This is a genomic window from Nocardia sp. NPDC058244 (genome assembly GCF_042882065.1).
GTDB lineage: Bacteria > Actinomycetota > Actinomycetes > Mycobacteriales > Mycobacteriaceae > Nocardia.
This window is the reverse complement of the sequence record NZ_JBHVWX010000003.1, coordinates 595,833-617,923: the sequence shown is the minus strand read 5'-3', so window position 1 is coordinate 617,923 and position 22,091 is coordinate 595,833. Positions and strand designations below refer to the sequence as shown.

Here is a 22,091-nt window from a genome sequence, read left to right as displayed (position 1 = left end):
ACCTGTCATGGTAGGCGCCCACTCTCTATGTTATGTTGCATAGCATACTACTCGGGTGTGACGGCGATCTCCGTCACCGCGGCGAAGGATGTCCCATGGTGGAAACGCAGCCGAAGGCGACCGCGTGCGTCCTGTGTGAATGCAACTGCGGCATCACCGTCGAACTGGACGGGCGCAGGCTGGCGAAGATCCGCGGCGACAAGACGCACCCGGCGTCGGAGGGCTACACCTGCGAGAAGGCGATGCGCCTCGATCTGTATCAGAACGGCCCGCATCGCCTGACCACCCCGCTGAAGCGGCAGGCCGACGGCAGCTATCGCGAGATCGATTGGGACACCGCCCTCGACGAGATCGCCGCGCGCTTGACCGCGCTGCGCGACGCGCACGGCGGCGACACGATCTTCTTCTACGGCGGTGGGGGACAGGGCAATCACCTCGGCTCGGCCAACGCCCTCGCGCTGCGGGGCGCGCTCGGCTCGGGGTATCACTCGAACGCGCTGGCGCAGGAGAAGACCGGCGAGATCTGGGTCGACGGGCGCCTCTACGGCGGGCACACCAAGGGCGACTTCGAGCATGCCGAGGTGCTGGTCTTCGTCGGCAAGAATCCGTGGCAGTCGCACAGTTTCCCGCGGGCGCGGCCGATCCTCAAGCAGGTCGCGGGCGATCCGGCGCGATCGATGGTGGTGATCGATCCGCGCGTGAGCGAGACCGCGGCCATGGCCGACTTCCACCTGCAGGTGGCGCCGGGGCGCGACGCCTGGCTGGTGGCGGCGCTGGTCGCGGTGATCATCCAGGAGGACCTGGTCGACGCCGAGTTCGTCGCCGCGCACACCGCGGGCTACGACGAGGTGCGAGCGGCGTTCCTGGACATCGACATTCCCGCGTTCGCCACCATCAGCGGCGTCGAGGTCGACCGGATCAGGGCCGCCGCCCGCCGGATCGCGACGGCGTCGAGCGTGTGCGTCTACGAGGATCTCGGCATCCAGCAGGCGCCCAATTCCACGCTGGTCTCGTATCTGAACAAGCTGCTGTGGATCGTCACCGGCAATTTCGGGCGGCCGGGGACGATGTTCCTGCACTCGTCGTTCGCGCTGCTGGCCGGGGGATCGGGCACGCCGTCGGGCCCGCGCAAGCCGCCCAGCGCGCTGGACAAGCTGCGCAAGAAGGCGCTGGCCCGCACCGTCACCACGGTCGCGGCGGCCGTCGGGACGACCCTGCCCACGCTGGCCAAGGTCGGCGCGCTGCGGCCCGGCCTCGAGGCGGGCGCCGCCGCACTGCTCGACGCGGTGGTGCCGCTGGCGGGTGGACTGCTCGCCGGAGGCGGCGGTGGTGGTGGCGGTGGCGGTGGCCGGGTCACGCCGGTGACCGGGGCCAAGATCATCGGCGGGCTGGTGCCGTGCAACTCGATCGCCGACGAGATCCTCACCGATCATCCGAAACGGTTCCGCGCCTTGTGGATCGACTCGTCGAACCCGGCGCACTCGCTGCCGGACTCCCAGCGTTTCCGCGCGGCGATGCGGGCCACCGAGCTCTCCGTCGTCATCGATGTGGCGTTCACCGAGACGGCCAGGCAGGCCGACTACGTGCTGCCCGCCGCGAGCCAGTTCGAGAAGCCCGAGGCCACGTTCTTCAATTTCGAGTTCCCCCGCAACGTCTTCCACTTGCGCAAGCCGCTGCTGGAACCGCTCGCGGGCACCCTGCCCGAACCGGAGATCTACGCGCGATTGCTGCGCCGGATGCGGGTGGTCGACGACGCGACCGTCGCCCGGCTGCGGCGCGCGGCCGAGACCGGCCGCGACACCTTCGGCGCGAGCTTCCTGGCGACCGTCGCGGCCGACCCCGCACTCGGCAAGGTCGTGCCGTTCCTGCTCTACGAAACACTCGGGGCCACCCTCGATCCCGCGGTCCGCGGGGCCGCGGTGCTCTGGGGCGTGAGCCAGCTGTGCGCGCTGTCGAACCCGAAGGCGGTCGGTCGCGCCGGATTCACCGGCGGCGGTCTGACACCGGGAAACCGGCTGTTCGACACGATCCTCGCGTCGCCGTCGGGAGTGGTGTTCACCGAGGACACCTGGGACGACGTCTGGCACTACGTCAAACGCAAGGATCGCCGGTTCACCCTCGACGTCGACACCCTGCTCGACGAGGTGCGCGCGCTGCCCACCGCGCGCGCCGCCTGGACCACGCCCGAGTTCCCGCTGGTCCTCGCCGCGGGCGAACGCCGGTCCTTCACCGCCAACACCATCTTCCGCAACCCGGACTGGCGCCGCCGCGACCGCGACGGCCACCTGCGCATCAGCGCCGACGACGCCGCCGCGGCGGGCGTGTCCGACGGCGACCTGGCCCGGCTGGTCACAGAGACCGGAACGGCCACCGTGACGGTCGAGATCAGCGACATGATGCGGGCGGGCAATATCGCCCTGCCCAACGGGCACGGCCTCGACTTCCCGGCCGGCGACGGCACCACGACCAGCGCGGGCGTGTCACCGAACGAACTGACCAGCACCACCCACAAGGACGCCTTCGCGGGCACCCCGTGGCACAAGCACGTTCCGGCCCGGCTGGAGGCGCTGTAGCGGAATCTCTTGTGCGGCTAGGGAATCCGGGCCATGCCGCACAGCATCGAGACCGCTTCCTTGCGCGGATGCGGACGCCATTCGGTGGGGCGCCAGTCGATCACCGAGGTGATGCCCGGCGAGACGAGTTCCAGGCCGTCGAAGAAACGGGTGAATTCGGCGGTCGAGCGGAGGCGGAACGGGACGCCGCTGCGCTCGTTGGCGGCGATGGTCGCCTCGAGGTCCTCGGCCGAGAGGTGGTCGTCGGTGGCGTGGGTCATGGTCAGGTAGCTGCCCGAGGGCAGCGCGGCGCACAGGTCCCGCACCACGTCGTAGGGGTGCATCTCGTCGGTGAGGAAGTGCAGTACCGCGCAGAGCATCAGGGCCACCGGCTGCTCGAGGTCGAGAGTGCCGCGCAGGGCCGGATGCTCGAGGATCGAGCTGGGCTCGCGCAGGTCGGCGTCGATATAGGCGGTCGCGCCGGTCGGGGAGCTGACCAGCAGGTCACGCGCGTGGTAGAGGACGATCGGGTCGTTGTCGACGTAGACCACCCGGGATTCGGGGGCGATCGCCTGGGCGAGTTCGTGGACATTGCCCGCGGTCGGCAATCCGGTGCCGATGTCGAGGAACTGGCGGATGCCCACGGTATCCACCAGGTAGGGAATCGCCCGGCGAAGGAAACTGCGGTTCTCCAGAACGGCGAAATGGATGGACGGGAATGCCTCGGCGACCGCGTCCGCGGACTTGCGGTCCGCTTCGAAGTTGGCGCTGCCGCCCAGCCAGTAGTCGTACCGGCGGGCGGGGTGTGGTTTGGTGACGTCCACCCGGTCGGCAGCGGCGTCGAAGTCCACGGCGCACTTCCTTTCTCTCGACTACGGTCGTCCCTGTCAGCCCGACTCGAGACCGGTGGTGGCGTGGCTGGTCCCGCCGCCGCGAAAGGCACGGCCATGCCCCTGCAGTTCAGCCCCTACGACTTCGCTGTCCATGCCGATCCGTATCCGTACTATGCCAGGTTGCGCAGCGAGGCCCCCGTCTACCGCAACGAGACCGACGACTTCTGGGCGCTGTCGCGGCATGCCGACGTGCGGGCGGCGTTGCGCGATTCGGAGCGCTTCTCCAGCGCCAACGGCCTGCGCATGGAACCGGCGTTCTGGGGTCCGCAGGCGGAGAAGTTCTTCTCGTTCGTGGCGATGGACCCGCCCAAGCACACCCGGATGCGCGAGCTCGTCGTCCGGGCGTTCACCCAGCGCCGGGTACAGAGTCTCGAGCCGCGCCTGCGCGAGATCGCCCGCAGCACACTGCGACCGCTGCTCGAGCAGGGCAGCTTCGACCTGATCGCCGACTTCGCCGGGCCCTTCCCGACCGATGTGATCTCCGAGCTGGTCGGCGTGCCGGAGGAGGACCGCGAGCTGCTGCGCAAGCTCGGCATGGAGATCATGTACACCGACGCCGAGTCGACCGATCTGCGCCCGGAGGCGATGGCCGCGATCGGGGCGCTGGTCGGGTACTACACGGAGCTGACCATCGCCCGCAGTCAGCACCGGACCGATGATCTGCTCTCTGGTCTGCTCGACGCCGCCGACGGCGACGACCGGCTCACCCCCGAGGAGATCGTCGGGGTGCTGATCCTGCTGGTCGGCGCGGGCATCGAGACGGTCATGCTGACCCTCGGCAATGCCTGGCACAGCGCCGCGCTGCACCCCGATCAGCGCCGCGCCGCTTTCGACGGCCGGATCGACGACTGGATCGCGGAGTCCATGCGCTACGACCCCGCCACCCAGTCCCAGCTGCGCACCACGACGACCCCGATCGAGCTGCACGGCGTCGAGATCCCGGCGCAGGCCCGGATCCTGCTGCTGAGCGGCTCGGCGCACCGCGACGAGGCGGTCTTCGCCAACCCCGACACCTTCGATCTGGACCGCGACACCAGCGCCTCGCTCGCCTTCGGCGCGGGCCGTCACCACTGCCTCGGCATGAACCTGGCCCAGCTGGAGCTGCGGGTGGCGTTGCAGGAGATCGTCGCCGCGGTGGCCGACTACGAGATCGATACCGACAACCTCGTGCGCATCCACTCGTCCAACAACCGGGGCTTCGCCGCGCTGCCGACCACCGTCACGCTGCGCTGATCCGGCGTCCGGCCGTCGCGGCGGCCGGATCCTACCGGTTGTCCCATGCTCGGTCCCGCGGTTGTGTGATCGGTCCCAATATCGGGGTGAGGTGGTTGCGCCGTGCCGGGAAGACGTCGAGGGTGAATACCTGGGAAGAGCAGTCTCACACACCAGTCGGTCGGGTTCTGTGACGGCCGAGTCGGCGGGAATCGACATCGGAGTCGGTATGAATGCTGTGTTCGAGTGTCATCACGGATGGGTCGTCGACCTCGTCGACGGCGACGACGCGCGCGAGCCGATCGGCTGGCGGGCGCAGTGCTCCTGCGGCCGATGGCGTGGGCAGCCGTGGCGACGCTCGGCGCATCCGCTCGGGCACGATCCCGCCGAGCGCCGCCTGCACAGCCCGTCCGGCCGGCTCGACCCCACGCTGACCCGGCTGGTGCTCGAGGACTGGGAGTGCCATCAGTTCGAGATGCGGGCGCTGATGCCGGTGCGGCTGGCCTTCCAGGATTCGGAGTCCGCGCGGCAGCGGCTGGTCGAGGCCGTCCGCTTCGTCCGGGCGACAGGCGCGTCCTGGGAGTCGATCGGGCACGCGCTCGGTACCGACTCGGCCGAGCTGGCCGAGCAGTGGTTCGGCACCGGCGCCACGGTCTGAGTCAGAACCCGGCCAGACCCGAGGCGAGATCGCTGATGTCGAGGGTGGCCAGTACCTGGTCGCGGACCTCCGGGCAGCGCTCGATGGTGACGGTGTCGATCGCGCCCCGGTTGAGCGTGATCGCGGTATTGATGGCGCCGTTGCGCAGCGCCCAGTTGTGCACGGTGCCGTTGTAGGACACCCGGGCGATAGCGGGCCCCTGCTGCTGCCAGTTGCCGATCTCGGCGGCCATCATGTCGCACAGCTGATCGGCGGCCGCGGTGCCGATCTCCGGTATCTGGGTGGGGGTGGGGCGAGTCGGGTCGACCGGCTCGGTACTGGTGCCGCACGCGGCGAGCGCGGCGGCGGTGAGGACGACGAGAACGAGGCCGGTGTGCCGCCGGGAACGTTGTCCGGATGATGAGCTGGACATCAGAACCTCCTGATCGGGACGATCCGGATAAATCCAGGGTGCCACATCCGGCCGGGCGAAACGCGGCGCGGCCTACTCTCGAAGTATGGCCGCCCAGGTGCGCCGGATCAGCGGATTCGTGGTGCTGCCGCCGGAGTGTCCGCGGACCACGGCGCGGATCGTCGTCGAGGTGCGGGACGTGACCTACCTCGACGCCGCGGCCCCGCTCGTCGCGGAGGTGGTGACGGCGGGCGTCGCGATCGGGCCCGGCGTGCGGTGGCCGTTCACGGTGGACGCGCCCGCCGGGACCGGACTGGGGCTGGCCTGTCACGTCGACCTGGCCGGTGACGGTGTGCTCGTCGCCGGGGACCTGGTGTCGGTCCAAGCGGTCCCGGTGCCCGCGCAGGGAGCGGTGTCGGACCTGCGCATTCCCGTTCGCACCGTCTGACCGGCCCCGTCATCGGGTAGCGCGCTACGCGTGTCGCGCGGGCGCGCGCGGCCGAGACTTCCTGCACGGCCACCGAACATCCGAGGAAGTGCAGCCATGATCATCGACGACACCGTCCCGGCCACCGTCGAACAGGACGACACCGGTGAGTTCCGTTCCGGCCCCGAGGCCGGGACGACCCTGATCCCGAGCGCCACCCGCGGACTCAGGGAAGTGCCCTACGCGGCGGTCGACGACCTCGCCGTCTTCGAGGGCGACATCGTCCTCGGCACCCTCGCCGAGATCGCCGCCCGCCGCGAGCAGGAGGGCATCGTCATCTCGGGGGCCGGTTTCCGCTGGCCCAACGCGGTGGTCCCCTTCGAGATCGACCCGGCGCTCCCCGGGCAGCAGCGGATCACCGACGCGGTGGCGCACTGGAATTCGCGCACCCGGCTGCGGTTCATCCCGCGCACCGCCCAGCACGCCGACTTCGTGCGGTTCGTGCCGAGCACGGCCAGCCGTTCCCCGGTCGGCAGGCAGGGCGGGATGCAGACGATCGAATTGACCAGTGGCGCACCGACCGGCACCGTCGTGCACGAGATGGGCCACGCGATCGGCCTCTGGCACGAACAGAGCCGGGAGGACCGCGAGACGTTCGTCGAGATCCGCCTGGCCAATGTGAGCGCGGGCAACCGGCACAATTTCGCCCAGCACATCACCGACGGCGACGACGTCGGCGGCTACGACTTCGGCTCGATCATGCATTACCCCGCAACGGCTTTCAGCACCAACGGGCAGGACACGATCGTCCCGCGCGTCGCGCTGCCGCCCGGGGTGACGATGGGTCAGCGCACGGCGCTGTCGGCCGGGGACGTCGGCGCCGCGCACGCGATCTACCCGAACTGGTCCGGTGCGGGCGACCGCTGGCGCGGGATCGGCGGGTTCTTCCCGCGGACCGCGCCGGTCACCGCGACCGCCCGGCGCGCCGACCACCTGGATCTGTTCATCACCGGCAACGACGGCCGGGTGTACACCTCGTGGTGGCACGCGGGCTCGGAGTGGTCGGGCTTCGGCGACCGGTGGCGCAATATCGGTGGCGTCTTCCCGGCGGGGGCGGCGGTGGGCGCGGTGGCGCGCACCTCGAACAATCTCGACGTCTTCACCGTCGGCAATGACGGCCGTGTCTACACCTCGTGGTGGCAGGCCGGGTCGGACTGGTCGGGGATCGGGGACCGCTGGCGGAATATCGGCGGCGTCTTCCCGCGCACCGCGCGGGTGTCCGCGACCGCGCGGCGATCGGATCATCTCGACCTGTTCGTCACCGGCAACGACGGCCGGGTCTACACGTCCTGGTGGCATCAGGGCGGTGACTGGTCGGGCGTCGGGGATCGGTGGCGCAATATCGGCGGGGTGTTCCCCGCGAGCGCGCGGGTGACCTCGGTCGCCCGGACGGCGAACACCCTGGATCTGTTCATCACCGGCAACGACGGGCGCGTGTACACCTCGTGGTGGCAGGCCGGGTCGGACTGGTCGGGCATCGGGGACCGGTGGCGCACTATCGGCGGGATCTTCCCCGCGGGCGCGCCGGTGACGGTGGTGGCGCGCACCGCCGATCATCTCGATCTGTTCATCACGGGCAACGACGGCTGCGTCTACACCTCCTGGTGGCATCAGGGCGGCGACTGGTCGGGCATCGGCAACCGGTGGCGCAATATCGGTGGCGTCTTCCCGCCCGGAGCGCCCGTCGCCGCCGTCGCCCGCACCTCGAACAACCTGGATCTGTTCATCACCGGCAACGACGGGCGCGTGTACACCTCGTGGTGGCAGGCCGGGTCGGACTGGTCCGGCATCGGCAACCGGTGGCGCAATATCGGCGGGGTCTTCCCGGCCGGCGGGCCCGTCGCCGCCGTGGCCAGGACCCCCGGTGAACTCGACGCGTTCACCACCGGCAACGACGGCCGGGTCTACACCTCCTGGTGGGAGCAGTAGCCCGGAAAATCGAGTGGTCCGCTACTCGTGTCCGGCACCCGGTCACCCGCCCACGCTGAGGGGACAAGCAGCATCCTTCTCCGGGCGAGGTGACCCATGGATACCGAGAGCGAAACCCGCACCGCCGCATGGCGCGAACAGATGGACGCCGCGTCGCGCCGGTTTGCCGACAGCGCGGCCGAGCGCGACGAGGTGACCCGCAAACGCCGGGTGGCGGAATCCGATGTCGTCGACACCGAGGAACAGATCCTCGCCAGGGCCGACCGGCTGCTGGTCACCGGCGAGGTGCCCGCCCAGGCGGTCATCGAACTGGGCCGACAGGACCCGCTCGACAGCATCGGCTCGCTGGAGCGGGTCATCGGATTCGCCAACGACCTGCAGGCCGTCAACTTCCTGACCCGCGGCACCCGCGCGGCCGCCGCCGTCGCCCGGATCTCGCTGACCGACCACGGTCGGCAGGTGCCGATCGGCACCGGGTCGCTGGTCTCGCCGCAACTGCTGCTCACGAACAATCACGTGCTGCCCAACATCGACGTCGCCGCCTCGGTGCTGATCGAATTCGCGGCGGAGGCGGGCATCGACAATGTGCCGACTCAGACGGTGCGTTTCGATCTCGCGCCGGGCGATTTCTTCGTCACGAGCAAGCATCTCGACTACACGCTGGTGCGGGTGGCGCCGGGCGCCGACGGCACCGCCGCGGGCGACACGTTCGGCTGGAATCCGCTGATCGCCAAGCCGGGCAAGATCGTGATCGGTGAGGCGATGAACGTCGTCGGCCATCCGCTGGGCAGGCTCAAGGAGATCTCCATCCGCGACAACCGGCTCGACCTGCAGCTCGACGACTTCCTGCACTACACCTCCGACACCGAGCCGGGGAACTCCGGCTCGCCGGTCTTCAACGATCAGTGGGAGATCGTCGCCCTGCACCACGCCGGCGTGCCCAAGAAGGACGACAAGGGCCGGGTCCTGCGCAAGGACGGCAAGCCGTGGCAGGGCGGCGACGGCGACGACGCGATCGACTGGGTCGCCAACGAGGGTGTCCGGGTGAGCGTGCTGCTGGCCGATCTCGGCTCCCGCGTGTTCGATCCGGCGCAGCGCGCGCTGCTCGACCAGCTCGGCCCCGCCGCGGGACTGTCCGCCGAGACGGTCGTCGTCGACACGACAGTCGCTGCGCCACAACCGGAGTCGGCCGCGGAGACGATCGTGCGCGGCACCCACGGCAGGCCGACCGCGTTCGGCGGCAAGCGCAGCGTGGTGTTCCTGCACGGCCGCAGGCAGGAGGGCCGCGATCCGGCCGACCTGCGCCGCGTCTGGACCGCGGGCCTGAACAAGGGCCTCACCCTCGCGGACCTGAGCCCGATCGATCCCGCCGACGTCTACTTCCCGTTCTACGGCGATCAGCTCGTCGCGAGTCTGAGCGCCCGCGAAGCCGCCGTCGAGACCGGCTCGGAGCTGTACGAGAGCCTGGTCGCCGAAGCGGCCCAGCGCTTCGGGATGCCGAGTGCCGCGGAGGCGCCCGCCGACCCGATCGCGCAGGAGCGCTTCGGCTTCGGTTCGGTCGTGCTGGGCCGGGTGCGCGACCAGCTCGGCTGGATCGCCGCGCGCAGCGGCCTGGATTCGCTGCTCATCGGGGCGATCTTCAAGGACGTCGCGGCCTATCTCGACGACGAGAAGGTGCGCAAAGGAGTCCTCGACACCGTGCTCGTCGACATGCCGACCAGCGGTGAGCTCGTGCTGGTCAGCCACAGTCTGGGCACGGTGGTGGCGATGGATCTGCTCACCCAGCTGCCCCGGGAGGTGACCGTGCGCCTGCTCGTCACCGCGGGCAGCCCGCTCGGGCTGGACGGGGTGTACGGCAAGCTGCTCAGCGGTGGGCCGCACCGGCCGGACAGGGTCGGCGACTGGCTCAACACCTGGTACGCGGGCGACCCGATCGCCATCGGCTGCCCGCTGCGGCAGGCGTGGGGACCGCGGCTGCGCGATCTCCCGGTGGAGAACCCGAAGGAGCGGGCGCACGACATCGCCGAGTACCTCGCCCACCCGGCGGTGGCGGCCACGATCGGGCGCACGCTGGCCGACTGAGGACACCCCGAGGCGGGTGCGGCGATCGCCGCACCCGCCTCGAGCTGTTCACGGCGTGAACGGGCGCTGCTCCAGGAACGCGGTGTCGGCGTTGATCGTGAACAGGTTCGGAACCTGGTCCGGCGGCATCAGATTCATGATCCGCTGATGGAACTGCCGATAGCCGGCCGTGAACGCGCCGTCGCCCCACACCCGCAGCAGGGCGCCGGTGAACTGTCCGTTGACCGGTCCGTCATAGGACAGCTGCGAGTCCTGGCACCCGGCCAGCAGCACCACGCCCGCCTCGACGACGGCCCGCGCGCTCGGCCCGGCCAGCTGCTGGACGAAGGCGTACATCGCCGCGCGCTGCTTGTTGTCCTCGGCCTGCACGTCCAGCGGCATCGCCTTGGCGCTGCCGTGGACGACGGCGCCGAGATCGTCGCCGGGATAGTCGCGCGCCGCCAGATCGACGATCGCCGTGCGGGTCTCGCGGGTGAACGCGTCGCGGACCACCGTGCCGCTGTGGCAGCTGTCCGAACAGACCACCACCCGCACGCCGGGGGCGAACCGCGACCACATCCGGTACAGCTCGTCGTCGACGATCTGGCGGTCGAACGCCACCCAGGTCTCGTCCTGGCGGTCGTCCTCCTCGCCGTCGACGTCCCTGGTCTGGCCGCCGTGGCCGGAGTAGGTGATCAGCACCAGATCACCCGCGCGCGCCGTGCCGGCGAGCCGGGCGATCTCGCCGATGATCGCGAACGAGGTCGCCGCGCCGTCGAGCAGGACGCGCGGGGCGGCGAAGCCCTGCGCGGCCGCCAGCGCGGCCATCGCGTTCGCGTCGTTGACACAGCCCGCGAGTGCGCCGTCCCAGCCGCCGTAGGCGGTGGGATCGACCCGGTTCAATCCGATGTGCAAGGAATATCCGCTCACTGTCGTTCCCTCCGTCTGGGATGTCCGATCAGGTGTGCCGGGGGAGTCCGGCGCGGATCAATTCTTCGGCGGCCGTACCTGTCTCGATAGCGTGCGGCACTACCCCAATCGGCGGAATCGCCGCGCCGAGGTGGAGTAGTGCGGTACGCGTTCGGAACGGGTACCGGATGCGCGACCATAGCGATGTGGGAATCTCCCCACTCTTCGGAAGGACAGGGAGATGTTCGATTCGGATACCGAGGACGCGGTCCTGGCAGCCAGCCCGGACACCGAGGAGGAGTGGTTCGAAACGACGAAGGCACCGGCCGGCTGTCCCGACAACGGCGTCGGGACGAGGGGAATCGACCGGACCAACGTCTCCTCCCTCTTCTGGGCCCAGAAGGTGCTCCGTACCCATGGAACGGGCGCCTGGGTGTTCGGTTTCCCGAACGCCACGGTGCTGGCCGACAGCCAGGTCTCGGTCAGCCTGACCGAGGTCGACGCCGACGGCACCCCGTTCCTCGGACCCGCGACGATGCAGGTCCTCAATGTCGTCCCGCACGCCGACGGCACCATGACGGTGCGCTACCACGTCGGCTGGGACGCCAACCTGCGGGTGCTCTTCAACTTCATCATCGTGAACTGACCGCCATGACCACAGCCGAACAGCACGCCGGATCGCCCGTGCGGGCCAGCGGTGACCACGTCACCTCGGGATTGGCGACCATCGAACAGGTCGGGCGGGGCAAGGTCTTCGCGTCCACCACCGGAATCGTGGTCTTCCTCGTCGCGGTGCAGGCGACGATGGCGTTCCCGCTCGGCGCGCGCACGCCGCAGGAATGCCACACCGCGGGGTTGCTGGCATTGCTGGTGGGCGCCATGATGGCGATCGCCGCGCCGACGGCGACCTACCGGTACTACGTCTACATCTATTCGCTGCGGCTGGACCCGAAGTACGCCCGGTTCGCGAAATGGGTCTTCGGAGTCTCGCTGTTCCTGTCGGTGTGCGACGGTGTGGTCGATCTCGTGCTGGCGATCCTGCTGACCGGCGCGCCCGCCTCGTGCGGTGGCGGCACCGTCATGGCGCTGCGCGTCCAGGCGGGGCTGCACCTGTTCTTCCTGCTGCTGGCCCTCGTGATCACCGCGATCATCTGGTACCGCGGCACCAAGAACCGGCTGGCCGGTGACGACCCGTCGCAACCGAAGTACGCGCAGACCCCGGCCGCCGCCACGGCGCCCGAGGGACTCGTCATCTGCTGCTCCGGCGGGGGTATCCGGTCCGCGTCGTTCTGCCTCGGCGCGTTGCAGGTGCTGCGTGACCGGGGGCGCTACCAGAGCGCGACCGCCGTGGTCGGGGTGAGCGGTGGCGGTTACATCGCCGCGGCGATGCACATCGTGCACCGCAATTTCACCGATCCGTACGCGCTCGAATCCTCGGAACTGGCCTATCTGCGCCGCCGCACGCGCTACCTGATGCCGCGCGGCACCGACAAGTTCCGCGCCGTGTTCTCCCTGCTCTACGGCATCGCCGTGAACGCGACACTGGTCGGGATCGCGCTGCTGGCGGTGTCGTGGTGGCTGGGCTGGCTGCTCGACGACATCGACGTGCTCACCCGCGACGGCGACCAGCTGGAGCTGCACCTGGTCCCGGCGGGCGGGTACTGGTACCTGGCGATCGCGCTCGGCCCGTTCGCGCTCGCGCTGGCGGCGTTCGTGCTGGAGAAGGCCTGGGACCGGCTGACGATGGTGCCGGACCGGATGCGCAACCTCCTCGCGAAGGCATCGCGGGTGCTGCTCGGGATCGGGGTGCCGCTGGCGGTGCTGCTCGTCGGGGTTCCGGTCGCGCTGTACGCGCTGAGCCGGGTGACGGACGGGTCCGGCGGCGCGGCGACGACGCTGCTGGTCGGGCTCGTCGACCCGGGCGGCAAGGGCGCGCTCACCTTCACCGCCACGCTGATCGCGGTGATCGGGCTCGGCCGCTCGGCGTGGAAGGGCCTGCACACCGGGGAGGGGTCGAGCGGCTGGTACGGACGCGTGCTCGCGGTGGTGCGCAAGCAGGTCGCGCCGTGGCTGGGCAGCGCGCTGATCGTCGCGGTCGCGGTCGTCCTGCTGCTGCGCTGGACGACGGTCTTCGCCACCGACGCGCACGCCCGCTCGAACTGGACGCTGGCCTGGTGGATGATCGGCATCGCCGTCGCGATCAAGGTGTTCACCGACGCCAACCGCACCTCGCTGCACACCTACTACCGGGAAGCGCTGTCGAAAGCCTTTCTCGTGGACAAGGATCCGCGCTCGCACCAGGCGGTGCCGCTGCCCTACAGCACCGCGCTGCGCTACTCCGACTACGGCAGGCCGGTCGGGCACGGGCCGCGGCTGGTCATCGCGGCCGCCGCCAACGCCAACGACGTCGCCTTCGTACCCACCCGGCGTGGCTGCGTGCCGTTCGTCTTCGATCCGGAGCGGATCGGTGTCGTCGGCGACCGCGCGCTCACCCAGGACGGCCTGCGCCCGACCGAGACCTACGAGCAGCTGGCCGACTACCGGTATCGCGATGTCACCGTGCCCGCCGCGATGGCCATCAGCGGCGCCGCGTTCAGCCCGCTGACCGGCCGCGAGAGCGCCCGCACCCGGCCGGTGCGGATCCTGCTCGCCCTGCTCAACGCGCGCCTGGGGGTGTGGCTGCCGAATCCGTATTGGCAGCCCGTCCCGCAGGGCAAACTCGCCGCGAAGTTGCCCGCGCTGTACAGCTGGGCCGACAAGCCGGGACCGTATCGGCTGCTGCGCGAGGCGTTCGGCAATCCGTCGCTCTACGACCGGTGGCTCTATGTCACCGACGGCGGGCACTACGACAACCTCGGCCTGGTGGAGGCGCTGCGCAGGCGGCCGGCGGCGGTCATCGTCCTCGACGCCAGCGGCAGTCCCGACGACCGGTTCTGCGCGCTGGCCGAGGCCATCGCGACGGCGCGCATGGACCACTGCGTGCAGATCAGCGTCGACTTGCGACAGATGCTGCGCGGCGACCGGAAGCGAGCACACAAGGCGTGGGCGCGCGGTGTCGCCACGCATCTCGACGGCGCCACCACCGACATCTATTACGTCAGGTCGCAACTGATCGACGACCTGAGCTGGGACCTGGAGAACTACAGCAGGGCGCATCCGGACTTCCCGTACACCTCCACCGGCGACCAGCTCTACAGCGAATGGGATTTCGAGGCCTACCGCGCCCTCGGGCACGAGGTGGCCGAGCGGGCCCTCGACGATCCGGTCTTCGCCGGGCTGCGCGGAGCGCGCGCGGCCGGGGCACCGGACACGGACGGCGAGACCGGCAAGCCGCTGGTGACCCGGCCGGGGTAGCGCCTACTCGACGACCGAGCTCGTCTCGGCGAGCAGGGTGAGGACCTGCTCGGTCTTGGTCAGCTCGGTAGAGATGGACAGGCCGTAGCCGCGGACGGCGGCGTGCAGCGCGCGCTGCACGTCGAGGGCGCGCGCGTGCAGGTCGGTGGGGGATTCGCCGGGCCAGGGGGTCACTCGCAGGGACAATTCGAACAGGTCGAGGCCGCCGACGGTCCACCGCTCGGCGTCGACCGCCAGGTCACCGACGGCGACGTTCGTCCACTTCGTCGACGCGACCGGGCCCATCGCCCGCAGATGGTCCACCGCGACACCGGGCGGCGTGCAGCTGACCAGGAACTGGCGCTGGGCCGAGTCCAGGGCCTCGGTGACGTCCTCGCCGCACAGCGCGGCCACCCGCAGCGAACCGGCCGGGCGCCTGCTCACCACCGAGGCCGACAGCACCCGGCGGTCCCCGCACCAGTCGCCCTCGACGCGGTACTGCATCCCGGGCTCGGTGAACGGCGTCGCCCAGCGGCCGACCAGCTGCGCGGCGGTGCACGGCCGCAGCTTGACGGTCAGGTCGTCGTAGTCGCCGCTGCGCAGCCGGATGGCGATCCGGCCCGCCAGCAGGGCGGGCGCGCCACGGGCGCCGGGGACTCGTGGCTCGGCGAACCACACGTCCCGGCTGATCGCGGCGGCGTTGGTACAGCCGAGCCGGGTTTGGGCATCGACGAGGTCCCCGTCGACATTGACCTTGATTTCGATCGGAGTATTCACCCGAGCAGCGTCGCCCATCGCCGCACCGCTCGGCGCGCGTAATTCGCTACTCGATTGCCGCGGGCGGGCTCGCGGCGCCACGGCGGCATTCCGGACACGGGCCGGTCACGGCCCTGAGTAGTGCACTACTCATGACATAGGTCACGTCGGAGGAGGAAACTGATCTTCGACCACTTCTCGTACATCGCGGTTCGAGCCAGTCAGCTATGTGGAGGTTCTCGATGGTCGAGGCAGAGCCGGCGATTCCGCCGCAGTCGTCGCCACCCCACCTGTCGTTCGTCGCCCGCGCCGCGGTCGAGGCCGCCGAAGCGCTCGACCGGCGGGTGGGCTGGTTCCGGTTACCGACACCGCTGGGGCTGGCCGTGCTGGTCGGCCTGCGCAGCAGGCTGCGGTCCCGCAATCTGTTCGACACCGGCCGACATCCGGCCGGACCACTGCCGCCGGACACGACCGGCGAACACCGTGCCGCGCGTACCATCGACGGCTCCTACAACAACGCCGACGATCCACGCACCGGCTCGGTCGGCTGCCGGTTCGGACGCAATTTCGCCCCCGAGCACAGCCATCCGGAGGACGCAGTCCGGATCCAGGAGCCCAACCCGCGCCAGGTCAGCCTGCGCCTGCTGGCCCGCGACCGCTTCCAGCCCGCCACCACACTGAACCTGCTGGCGGCGGCCTGGATCCAGTTCGAGGTGCACGACTGGTTCAGTCACACCCGCACCGATCGCGAGCCGTTCCGGGTGACCCTCGACGAGCACGACCCCTGGCCCGAACGGCCGATGACGATCCAGCGCACCGCGGCGGTCCCCGGTGCCGAACCCGGCGATCCGCCGAGCCATGTCACCGAGGACTCGCACTGGTGGGACGCCTCCCAGATCTACGGCAGCACACCGGCATTCGCCTCCGCCCTGCGCTCGGGCAAAAACGGCGAACTGGTGATCGACGAGCTCGGCCTGCCGCCGCTGGACGCGGCGAGCCTGCTCGCGCTCTCGGACGCGGCCGCCAACGCCTGGGTCGGCCTGGCGCTGCTGCATTCGCTGTTCCTGCGCGAGCACAACGCGATCTGCCGCCGCCTGTCGCGCCGCTATCCCGACCTGGACGACCAGCAGCTCTACGACACCGCGCGCCTGATCAACGCGGCGCTGATCGCCAAGATCCACACCGTCGACTGGACCCCGGCGATCATCGCCCACCCCACCACCGTCGCCGCCATGCGCGCCAACTGGTTCGGCGTCCTCGGTGAGCGCCTCTCGCGCCGGTTCGGCCGCCTCGTCGGCAACGAAGTGCTCTCCGGCATCCCGGGTTCCGCGGTCGACGACCACGGCGTGCCCTACGCGCTGACCGAGGAGTTCGTCTCGGTGTACCGGATGCACCCGCTGATCCCCGACGACCTCGTGGTGCGCAGTCTCACCGACGACCGGGTGCTGGCCGAGCATCCGTTCCCCGCGCTGGGGGTCGCCCACATCCGCGAGCGCCTCGGCGAGACCCCGATGGACACGCTGTTCTACTCCTTCGGCCGCGCCCATCCCGGCGCGCTGACGCTGCACAACTATCCACGCCACCTGCAGGAGCTGGCCCGTCCCGGCCAGCCCCTGATCGACCTCGCCACCATCGATATCCTGCGGGTCCGCGAACGAGGGGTGCCGCGCTACAACGAGTTCCGGCGTCAGCTGCGGCTCCCGCCCGCCGCCTCGTTCGACGAGCTGACCGACAACCCACAGTGGGCGGCTGAGCTCGCAGAGATCTACGGCGATGTCGACGACGTCGACCTGATGATCGGCCTGTACGCCGAGCCCAAGCCGCCCGGTTTCGGCTTCAGCGACACCGCGTTCCGGGTCTTCGTGCTGATGGCCTCGCGGCGACTGTCGGCCGACCGGTTCTTCACCACCGACTTCCGGCCCGAGATCTACACCGAGGCAGGCATGGCCTGGGTGCGCGACAACAGCATGCGCACCGTGCTGCTGCGGCATTTCCCCACGCTGGCGCCCGCCCTGGAGGGCGTCGCGAATCCCTTCGCCCCGTGGAGGACTCCGCGATGACCTACCTTCGCTTTCGCGACGACCTGGAACAGCCGCGCCCCGACGAAGAACAGATCATCGACAAGATCATCGCGGTCCTGCGCGACAACAACGAACGCGCCTACCGCAAGTACAAGCGCGGCCTGCGCGACGCGCACGCCAAGAGCCACGGCATCCTGCGCGGCGAACTGACCGTGCCCCCGGGCCTGCCTCCCGAGCTGGCACAGGGCCTGTTCGCCAGGCCTGCCACGTATCCGGTCATCGCCCGGCTGTCGAGTACCTCCGGGGTCATCCGTAGCGATCAGTTGCGCGGCGTGCGTGGCCTCGGCATCAAGGTGCTGGGGGTGCACGGCCCGCGCGCGATGGCCGGCGACGAGGCCACCACCCAGGACTTCATCATGGTGACCCACCGGGAGTTCCTGTTCGCCGACGCGCACGCCTACCTCACCCAGGGCATGCCGACCGCCTGGGTGCTGGCCCGGCTGCCCGACGACGTCCTTCGCACCGGCAGCGATCTCGTCGCGGCGCTGGACAAGCACGTGCTGCGACGCATCGGCAAGCGGGTGCCGCCGAATCTGGGGGTGTTCGTCGCGCCGAACACCCACATTCTCGGCGAGACCTTCTACACCTCGGCGCCGATCCGCTACGGCGATTACGTCGCCAAGCTGCTCTACGTCCCGGTGTCGCCGGAAGCCGCTGCGCTGCAAGGACAACCGGTGAGCACGGCGGCCGGGGTCAATGCCCACCAGGACGCGATCATCGATTTCTTCGGCGCGCACAGCGCCACCTACGAACTGCGCGCGCAGCTGTGCACCGACGCGGCCACCATGCCGATCGAGGACGCGACCGTACCGTGGCCGGAGGAAGCGTCTCCGCATCGCACCGTCGCGACCATCCGGTTCGATGTCCAGGATCCCTACACCCCGCAGCGCCGCGCCTACGGCGACGACGTGCTGTCGTTCAACTCCTGGCGCGGCCTGGACGCGCATCGCCCGCTGGGGTCGATCAACCGGCTCAAGAAGCGGGTCTACGAGGCGTCGAGCGACTACCGCCACGACGTCAACAACGCGCCGCGGCTCGAGCCCCGCGACGCCACCGAGCTGCCGCCATGACCACTGCTCCGATCCGTTGTGGGGGAGCCGGTCGCGAACTAGAATTTTGGTGTATGGGCGAATTGTGGCAACTGCTCGATCGCCCCGCCGAATTCGATGCCGTCCGTACGGCTTTGACGAACACGAACAGCGGCGGAGTGATAGTGGTCGGCGCCGCAGGCATCGGCAAGACCACGCTGGCCCGGCTGGTCACCGCGGTGCTCGCGGAGCCGGTCCGCTGGGTGGCGTGCACCGCCTCCTCACAAGCCATTCCGCTCGGCGCTTTCGCCCCCTGGATCGCCGCCTCGGCCTCGCGTGATCCACTCGCCCTGCTGCACTCGGCGCGGGAAAACGTACTGGCGCAACCGGATACGGTGATCGGTGTCGACGACGCGCACCTGCTCGACACCCTCTCGGCCACCCTGGTGCACCAGATCGCCGTCGACCGCAGCGCGCGCATCGTGGCCACGGTCCGCTCCGGTGAGCCCGTGCCCGACGCGATCACCTCACTGTGGAAGGACGGGTTCCTCGCCCGAGTGGAACTCACCCCGCTGTCCAAACCGCAGTGCACCGCCCTGGTCGAGACCGTGCTGGGCGGGACGCTGGAGGGACTCAGCGCCGATGTCATGTGGGAGGCCTCGGGTGGCAACCCGCTGTTCCTGCGCAACATGGTCGAGGGCGCGGTCGAGGCGCGCACGCTGACCGACGTCAACGGGGTCTGGCAGCTGCGCGGTCCGACCGCGGTGCCGTCCGGTCTGGTCGACCTGCTCGACGAGCGGCTGACCAGGGCGGGCGAACCGGTGCTCGACGCGCTGCGGATGCTGTCGGTCTACGAGCCGCTCGACATCGACATCCTCACCGAGCTGGTGGGGGTCGACGCCGTCGACGCCGCCGAGCTCAGCGGTCTGATCCGGGTCTGCCGCCACGGCACCTCGGTCGACGTCCGGTTCAGCCATCCGCTGCTCGGCGAGGTGGTCCGGCGCCGGATCGGCACCGCCGCGGCCCGCTCCCGGCGCGGGCGCATCGTCGAGACCCTGCGTGACCGGGCGCTGGACACGCCGGCGGAGCGGATCCGGCTGGCGCAGCTGTGTGTCGACAGCGATCAGCCGATCGACATCATGCTGCTGATCAACGCCGCCAAGGACGCGATCGCGCTGGCGAATCTGCCGCTGGGCGAGCGGCTGGCCCGCGCCGCCTGCGAGCGCTGCGGCGGCCTGCGCGCGGCCGAACTGCTGTCGCGGGCGCTGCTGTGGCAGGGCAAGCCGCACGAGGCCGACGAGATCCTCGCCAGGTTCGATCCCGACCGGCTCGATCCGCTACAGGTCGTGCAGTGGGGCCTGCCGCGGGCGAGCCTGCAGTTCTGGTCGCTCGGCGATGTCGACCGGGCCCACCAGGTGATCGACCTGGTCGCCGCCCGCGTGGAGCATCCGTCGCTGCGGCTGCTGGTCGACGCGGTCCGGGCGGCGATGGCGGTGCACGAGAACCGGCTCGCCGTCGGTGTCGCGGAGGCCGAGCGGGTGCTCGCCGATCCGGATTCGCCCCGCCAGGCCGCCGATTTCGCGGCGTTCACCCTCGGTCTCGCGCTGCCGTTCGTCGGCCGCGGCGCCGATTTCGCCCCCATCGCGGCCCGGATCACGGCCGAACAGAAGTCCACCGACGGCCTGATCCGGGTGATGGTGCGCTACGGCGACGTGATGGCCCTGACCATGATCGGCGACCTGGACCAGGCCGAACAGCGGGCCTCGGAATACCGGGAGTTCTCCTCGGCGGGCCAGTTCGCCGGCTGGGCCATCGCCCGCATCGCGATCGGCGTCGTCGCGACCTACCGCGGCCGGTTCCGGGCCGCGATCACCGCCTTCGAACAGGCGCTGGCCGCGCTCAACGCCGACTGCACCCTGCCCTGGCAGCTGCCCGCCCGGCTGGTGCTGGCGCGGGCCTACGCGGCGGTGGGCGAGGTCGACCAGGCCGAGCGGGTGCTCGCCGACGCCGAGGAGCACAGCGGCCCGCACATGGCCCTGCACGAGCCGCAGCGGATGATCGCCCGCGCCTGGGTGGCCGCGGCCGAGCACAGCCAGCACGCCGCGATCGACCTGGCCCGCAAGGCCGCCGACCTGGCCCACCGCACCGGTCAGTTCGCGCAGGAGGCCGAGGCGCTGCACCATGCCGCCCGCTTCGGCGACCGCTCCCTCGGCACCCGGCTCGCCACCGTCGCGGCCCGCGTGCAGGGACCGGTGGCCGACATCTACGCCCGCCACGCCGCGGCCGTGGCCCACGGCGACACCACGGCACTGGCCGCGGTCAGCGTGGAGTTCGAGGCCGTGGGGATGCTGCTGGCCGCCGCCGACGCCGCGGCCCAGGCCGTCCCGATCTTCGACCACGCGGGCCAGCGCCGCCCCAGCGCCCAGGCCGCGGCCCGCGCCACCGCGCTCGCGGCCCGCTGCGACGGTGCAGGCACGCCGGCCATCACGGCCGCCGCCCGCCCGCTCCCGATCACCGAGCGCGAGCGCGAGATCGCCGCGCTGATCGGCCGCGGACTGTCCAACCGGGCCATCGCCGAACGGCTCTGTGTCTCGGTCCGCACCGTCGAGGGCCACATCTATCGCGCGTGCATCAAACTCGACGCCACCGACCGCGACCAGCTCGCCAAACTGATCTGACACCATGGGCGGGGTGACGACCGGTCGCCGACGAGCTGTCTTCGGCGCCGCGCTGGTGGTCGCCCTCGCGGGCACCGCCTGCGCGAGCGACGAGCCGGACCGGAGCGCGCCCACCGCCGCCGTGTCCTCGACCGCGCCGAGCTCGCCGACGGGCAGCCCCGCGCTGGGATCGGCCGAGGAGATCGCGCGCGGTCTCGACGTGCCGTGGGGGCTCGCGTTCCTGCCGGACGGCGCGGCCCTGGTAGCCGAACGGGACTCGGGCCGTGTCCTGCGCGTGACGCCCGGTCGTACGCCGGAGATCTTCCATCAGGTGTCCGGCGTCGTCGCCCGCGGCGAGGGTGGCCTGCTCGGCCTCGCCGTCGCTCCCGACTACGCCGAGACGCGGTACGTCTACGCGTATCTCACCGCGGCCGACGACAATCGCATCGTGCGCTTCCGGCCGGGGGAACCGCACGAACTGGTCTACGGCGGAATCGCGAAGGCGGGCAACCACAATGGTGGCCGGATCGCCTTCGGGCCGGACGGCATGCTCTACGTCGGCACCGGCGACGCGGCCGAGAGCGCCCGCTCGCAGGACCCGGCGAGCCCGAACGGCAAGATCCTGCGGCTCACCCCCGACGGCGCACCGGCGCCGGGCAATCCGGCCCCGGGCTCGCCGGTCCTGAGCCTCGGCCACCGCAATGTGCAGGGCCTGGCCTGGGACCGCGCGGGCACCCTCTACGCCGCCGAGTTCGGCCAGAACCGCTGGGACGAGCTCAACCGGATCGAGCCGGGCCGCAACTACGGCTGGCCCGTCGTCGAAGGGGCGGGCGGCGCGGACCGCGGCTTCACCGAGCCGCTGCTCACCTGGACGACCGCCGAGTCCTCGCCCTCCGGCATCGCCATCGCGGGCGACACCGTGTACGTGGCCGCGCTGCGCGGGGAACGACTCTGGACCGCGACGCTGTCCGCGGGTGACGCGGCGAATCCGGTGGCTGTCCTGCGGGAGTCCTACGGCCGCCTGCGCACCGTCGCGGTGGCCCCGGACGGCGCCCTGTGGCTCACCACCTCCAATACCGACGGCCGCGGCGACGTCCGCGCGGGCGACGACCGGATCCTGCGGTTCCCGGCCCGCTGACCGCCG

At 70.7% G+C, this 22,091-nt stretch carries 16 protein-coding genes; 12 read left to right on the top strand and 4 right to left on the bottom strand.

Going from position 1 to position 22,091, the window contains the following annotated elements; genetic code table 11:
• Positions 1-95: 95 nt before the first annotated feature.
• Complete coding sequence (locus ACFVW6_RS12560) at positions 96-2,573, top strand: molybdopterin-dependent oxidoreductase (RefSeq protein ID WP_378831930.1); 2,478 nt, start codon at positions 96-98, stop codon at positions 2,571-2,573.
• A gap of 17 nt (positions 2,574-2,590) precedes the next feature.
• Here the strand turns inward: ACFVW6_RS12560 and ACFVW6_RS12555 are convergent, their stop codons facing one another.
• On the bottom strand, positions 2,591-3,403 hold the full coding sequence (locus ACFVW6_RS12555) for an SAM-dependent methyltransferase (RefSeq protein WP_378831928.1): 813 nt from the start codon (positions 3,401-3,403) through the stop codon (positions 2,591-2,593).
• Positions 3,404-3,466: 63 nt separating this feature from the next.
• On the opposite strand from ACFVW6_RS12555, the gene ACFVW6_RS12550 reads away from it, so the two are divergent.
• Both ACFVW6_RS12550 and ACFVW6_RS12545 read left to right on the top strand, forming a co-directional pair.
• Positions 3,467-4,678 carry a cytochrome P450 gene (locus ACFVW6_RS12550; RefSeq protein WP_387791575.1) on the top strand — a complete coding sequence of 404 codons (1,212 nt, stop codon included), beginning with the start codon at positions 3,467-3,469 and terminating at the stop codon, positions 4,676-4,678.
• A gap of 208 nt (positions 4,679-4,886) precedes the next feature.
• A complete protein-coding gene (locus ACFVW6_RS12545; protein WP_378831924.1) occupies positions 4,887-5,315 on the top strand; it encodes a hypothetical protein in 429 nt (142 codons plus the stop codon).
• Between the two features lies 1 nt (position 5,316).
• On the opposite strand, the gene ACFVW6_RS12540 is transcribed toward ACFVW6_RS12545, so the two are convergent.
• Entirely contained in the window at positions 5,317-5,727 is a 411-nt protein-coding gene (locus ACFVW6_RS12540; protein ID WP_355281164.1) for a hypothetical protein, read from the bottom strand.
• 85 nt (positions 5,728-5,812) lie between these two features.
• Between ACFVW6_RS12540 and ACFVW6_RS12535 the strand changes: the two genes are divergently transcribed.
• The 3 genes from ACFVW6_RS12535 to ACFVW6_RS12525 all read left to right on the top strand — a co-directional run bounded on the left by ACFVW6_RS12535 (position 5,813) and on the right by ACFVW6_RS12525 (position 10,204).
• Entirely contained in the window at positions 5,813-6,154 is a 342-nt protein-coding gene (locus tag ACFVW6_RS12535; protein WP_378831922.1) for a hypothetical protein, read from the top strand.
• A gap of 96 nt (positions 6,155-6,250) precedes the next feature.
• On the top strand, positions 6,251-8,122 hold the full coding sequence (gene legP / locus ACFVW6_RS12530; protein WP_378831920.1) for a Dot/Icm T4SS effector Zinc-dependent metalloprotease LegP: 1,872 nt from the start codon (positions 6,251-6,253) through the stop codon (positions 8,120-8,122).
• A gap of 96 nt (positions 8,123-8,218) precedes the next feature.
• On the top strand, positions 8,219-10,204 hold the full coding sequence (locus ACFVW6_RS12525; RefSeq protein ID WP_378831917.1) for a trypsin-like serine peptidase: 1,986 nt from the start codon (positions 8,219-8,221) through the stop codon (positions 10,202-10,204).
• Positions 10,205-10,252: 48 nt separating this feature from the next.
• Here the strand turns inward: ACFVW6_RS12525 and ACFVW6_RS12520 are convergent, their stop codons facing one another.
• Entirely contained in the window at positions 10,253-11,113 is an 861-nt protein-coding gene (locus tag ACFVW6_RS12520) for a caspase family protein (RefSeq protein ID WP_378831914.1), read from the bottom strand.
• Positions 11,114-11,333: 220 nt separating this feature from the next.
• On the opposite strand from ACFVW6_RS12520, the gene ACFVW6_RS12515 reads away from it, so the two are divergent.
• Positions 11,334-11,738 (top strand): hypothetical protein, encoded by a 405-nt coding sequence (locus tag ACFVW6_RS12515; protein ID WP_355281173.1) that lies wholly within the window; start codon positions 11,334-11,336, stop codon positions 11,736-11,738.
• 5 nt (positions 11,739-11,743) lie between these two features.
• Complete coding sequence (locus tag ACFVW6_RS12510; protein WP_378831911.1) at positions 11,744-14,446, top strand: hypothetical protein; 2,703 nt, start codon at positions 11,744-11,746, stop codon at positions 14,444-14,446.
• A 3-nt stretch (positions 14,447-14,449) separates the two neighbouring features.
• Here the strand turns inward: ACFVW6_RS12510 and ACFVW6_RS12505 are convergent, their stop codons facing one another.
• On the bottom strand, positions 14,450-15,202 hold the full coding sequence (locus tag ACFVW6_RS12505; protein ID WP_378831909.1) for a hypothetical protein: 753 nt from the start codon (positions 15,200-15,202) through the stop codon (positions 14,450-14,452).
• A gap of 221 nt (positions 15,203-15,423) precedes the next feature.
• Between ACFVW6_RS12505 and ACFVW6_RS12500 the strand changes: the two genes are divergently transcribed.
• The 4 genes from ACFVW6_RS12500 to ACFVW6_RS12485 are packed head-to-tail and all read left to right on the top strand — an operon-like array spanning position 15,424 to position 22,085.
• Positions 15,424-17,241, top strand: coding sequence for a peroxidase family protein (locus tag ACFVW6_RS12500; protein ID WP_378831907.1), 1,818 nt, complete (start codon positions 15,424-15,426; stop codon positions 17,239-17,241).
• Entirely contained in the window at positions 17,238-18,332 is a 1,095-nt protein-coding gene (locus ACFVW6_RS12495; protein ID WP_378831905.1) for a catalase family protein, read from the top strand. The genes ACFVW6_RS12500 and ACFVW6_RS12495 overlap by 4 nt, the downstream gene beginning before the upstream one ends.
• Before the next feature lie 53 nt (positions 18,333-18,385).
• Positions 18,386-20,968 (top strand): LuxR C-terminal-related transcriptional regulator, encoded by a 2,583-nt coding sequence (locus ACFVW6_RS12490; RefSeq protein ID WP_355281181.1) that lies wholly within the window; start codon positions 18,386-18,388, stop codon positions 20,966-20,968.
• A 13-nt stretch (positions 20,969-20,981) separates the two neighbouring features.
• Complete coding sequence (locus tag ACFVW6_RS12485; protein WP_378831902.1) at positions 20,982-22,085, top strand: PQQ-dependent sugar dehydrogenase; 1,104 nt, start codon at positions 20,982-20,984, stop codon at positions 22,083-22,085.
• Positions 22,086-22,091: the final 6 nt, after the last annotated feature.

Coding starts and splice junctions, on each gene's coding strand:
- ACFVW6_RS12515 (WP_355281173.1), top strand. CDS start 11,334: ATGTTCGATTCGGATACCGAGGACGCGGTCCTGGCAGCCAGCCCGGAC.
- legP (WP_378831920.1), top strand. CDS start 6,251: ATGATCATCGACGACACCGTCCCGGCCACCGTCGAACAGGACGACACC.
- ACFVW6_RS12525 (WP_378831917.1), top strand. CDS start 8,219: ATGGATACCGAGAGCGAAACCCGCACCGCCGCATGGCGCGAACAGATG.
- ACFVW6_RS12560 (WP_378831930.1), top strand. CDS start 96: ATGGTGGAAACGCAGCCGAAGGCGACCGCGTGCGTCCTGTGTGAATGC.
- ACFVW6_RS12495 (WP_378831905.1), top strand. CDS start 17,238: ATGACCTACCTTCGCTTTCGCGACGACCTGGAACAGCCGCGCCCCGAC.
- ACFVW6_RS12540 (WP_355281164.1), bottom strand. CDS start 5,727: ATGTCCAGCTCATCATCCGGACAACGTTCCCGGCGGCACACCGGCCTC.
- ACFVW6_RS12500 (WP_378831907.1), top strand. CDS start 15,424: ATGGTCGAGGCAGAGCCGGCGATTCCGCCGCAGTCGTCGCCACCCCAC.
- ACFVW6_RS12545 (WP_378831924.1), top strand. CDS start 4,887: ATGAATGCTGTGTTCGAGTGTCATCACGGATGGGTCGTCGACCTCGTC.
- ACFVW6_RS12535 (WP_378831922.1), top strand. CDS start 5,813: ATGGCCGCCCAGGTGCGCCGGATCAGCGGATTCGTGGTGCTGCCGCCG.
- ACFVW6_RS12490 (WP_355281181.1), top strand. CDS start 18,386: ATGGGCGAATTGTGGCAACTGCTCGATCGCCCCGCCGAATTCGATGCC.
- ACFVW6_RS12510 (WP_378831911.1), top strand. CDS start 11,744: ATGACCACAGCCGAACAGCACGCCGGATCGCCCGTGCGGGCCAGCGGT.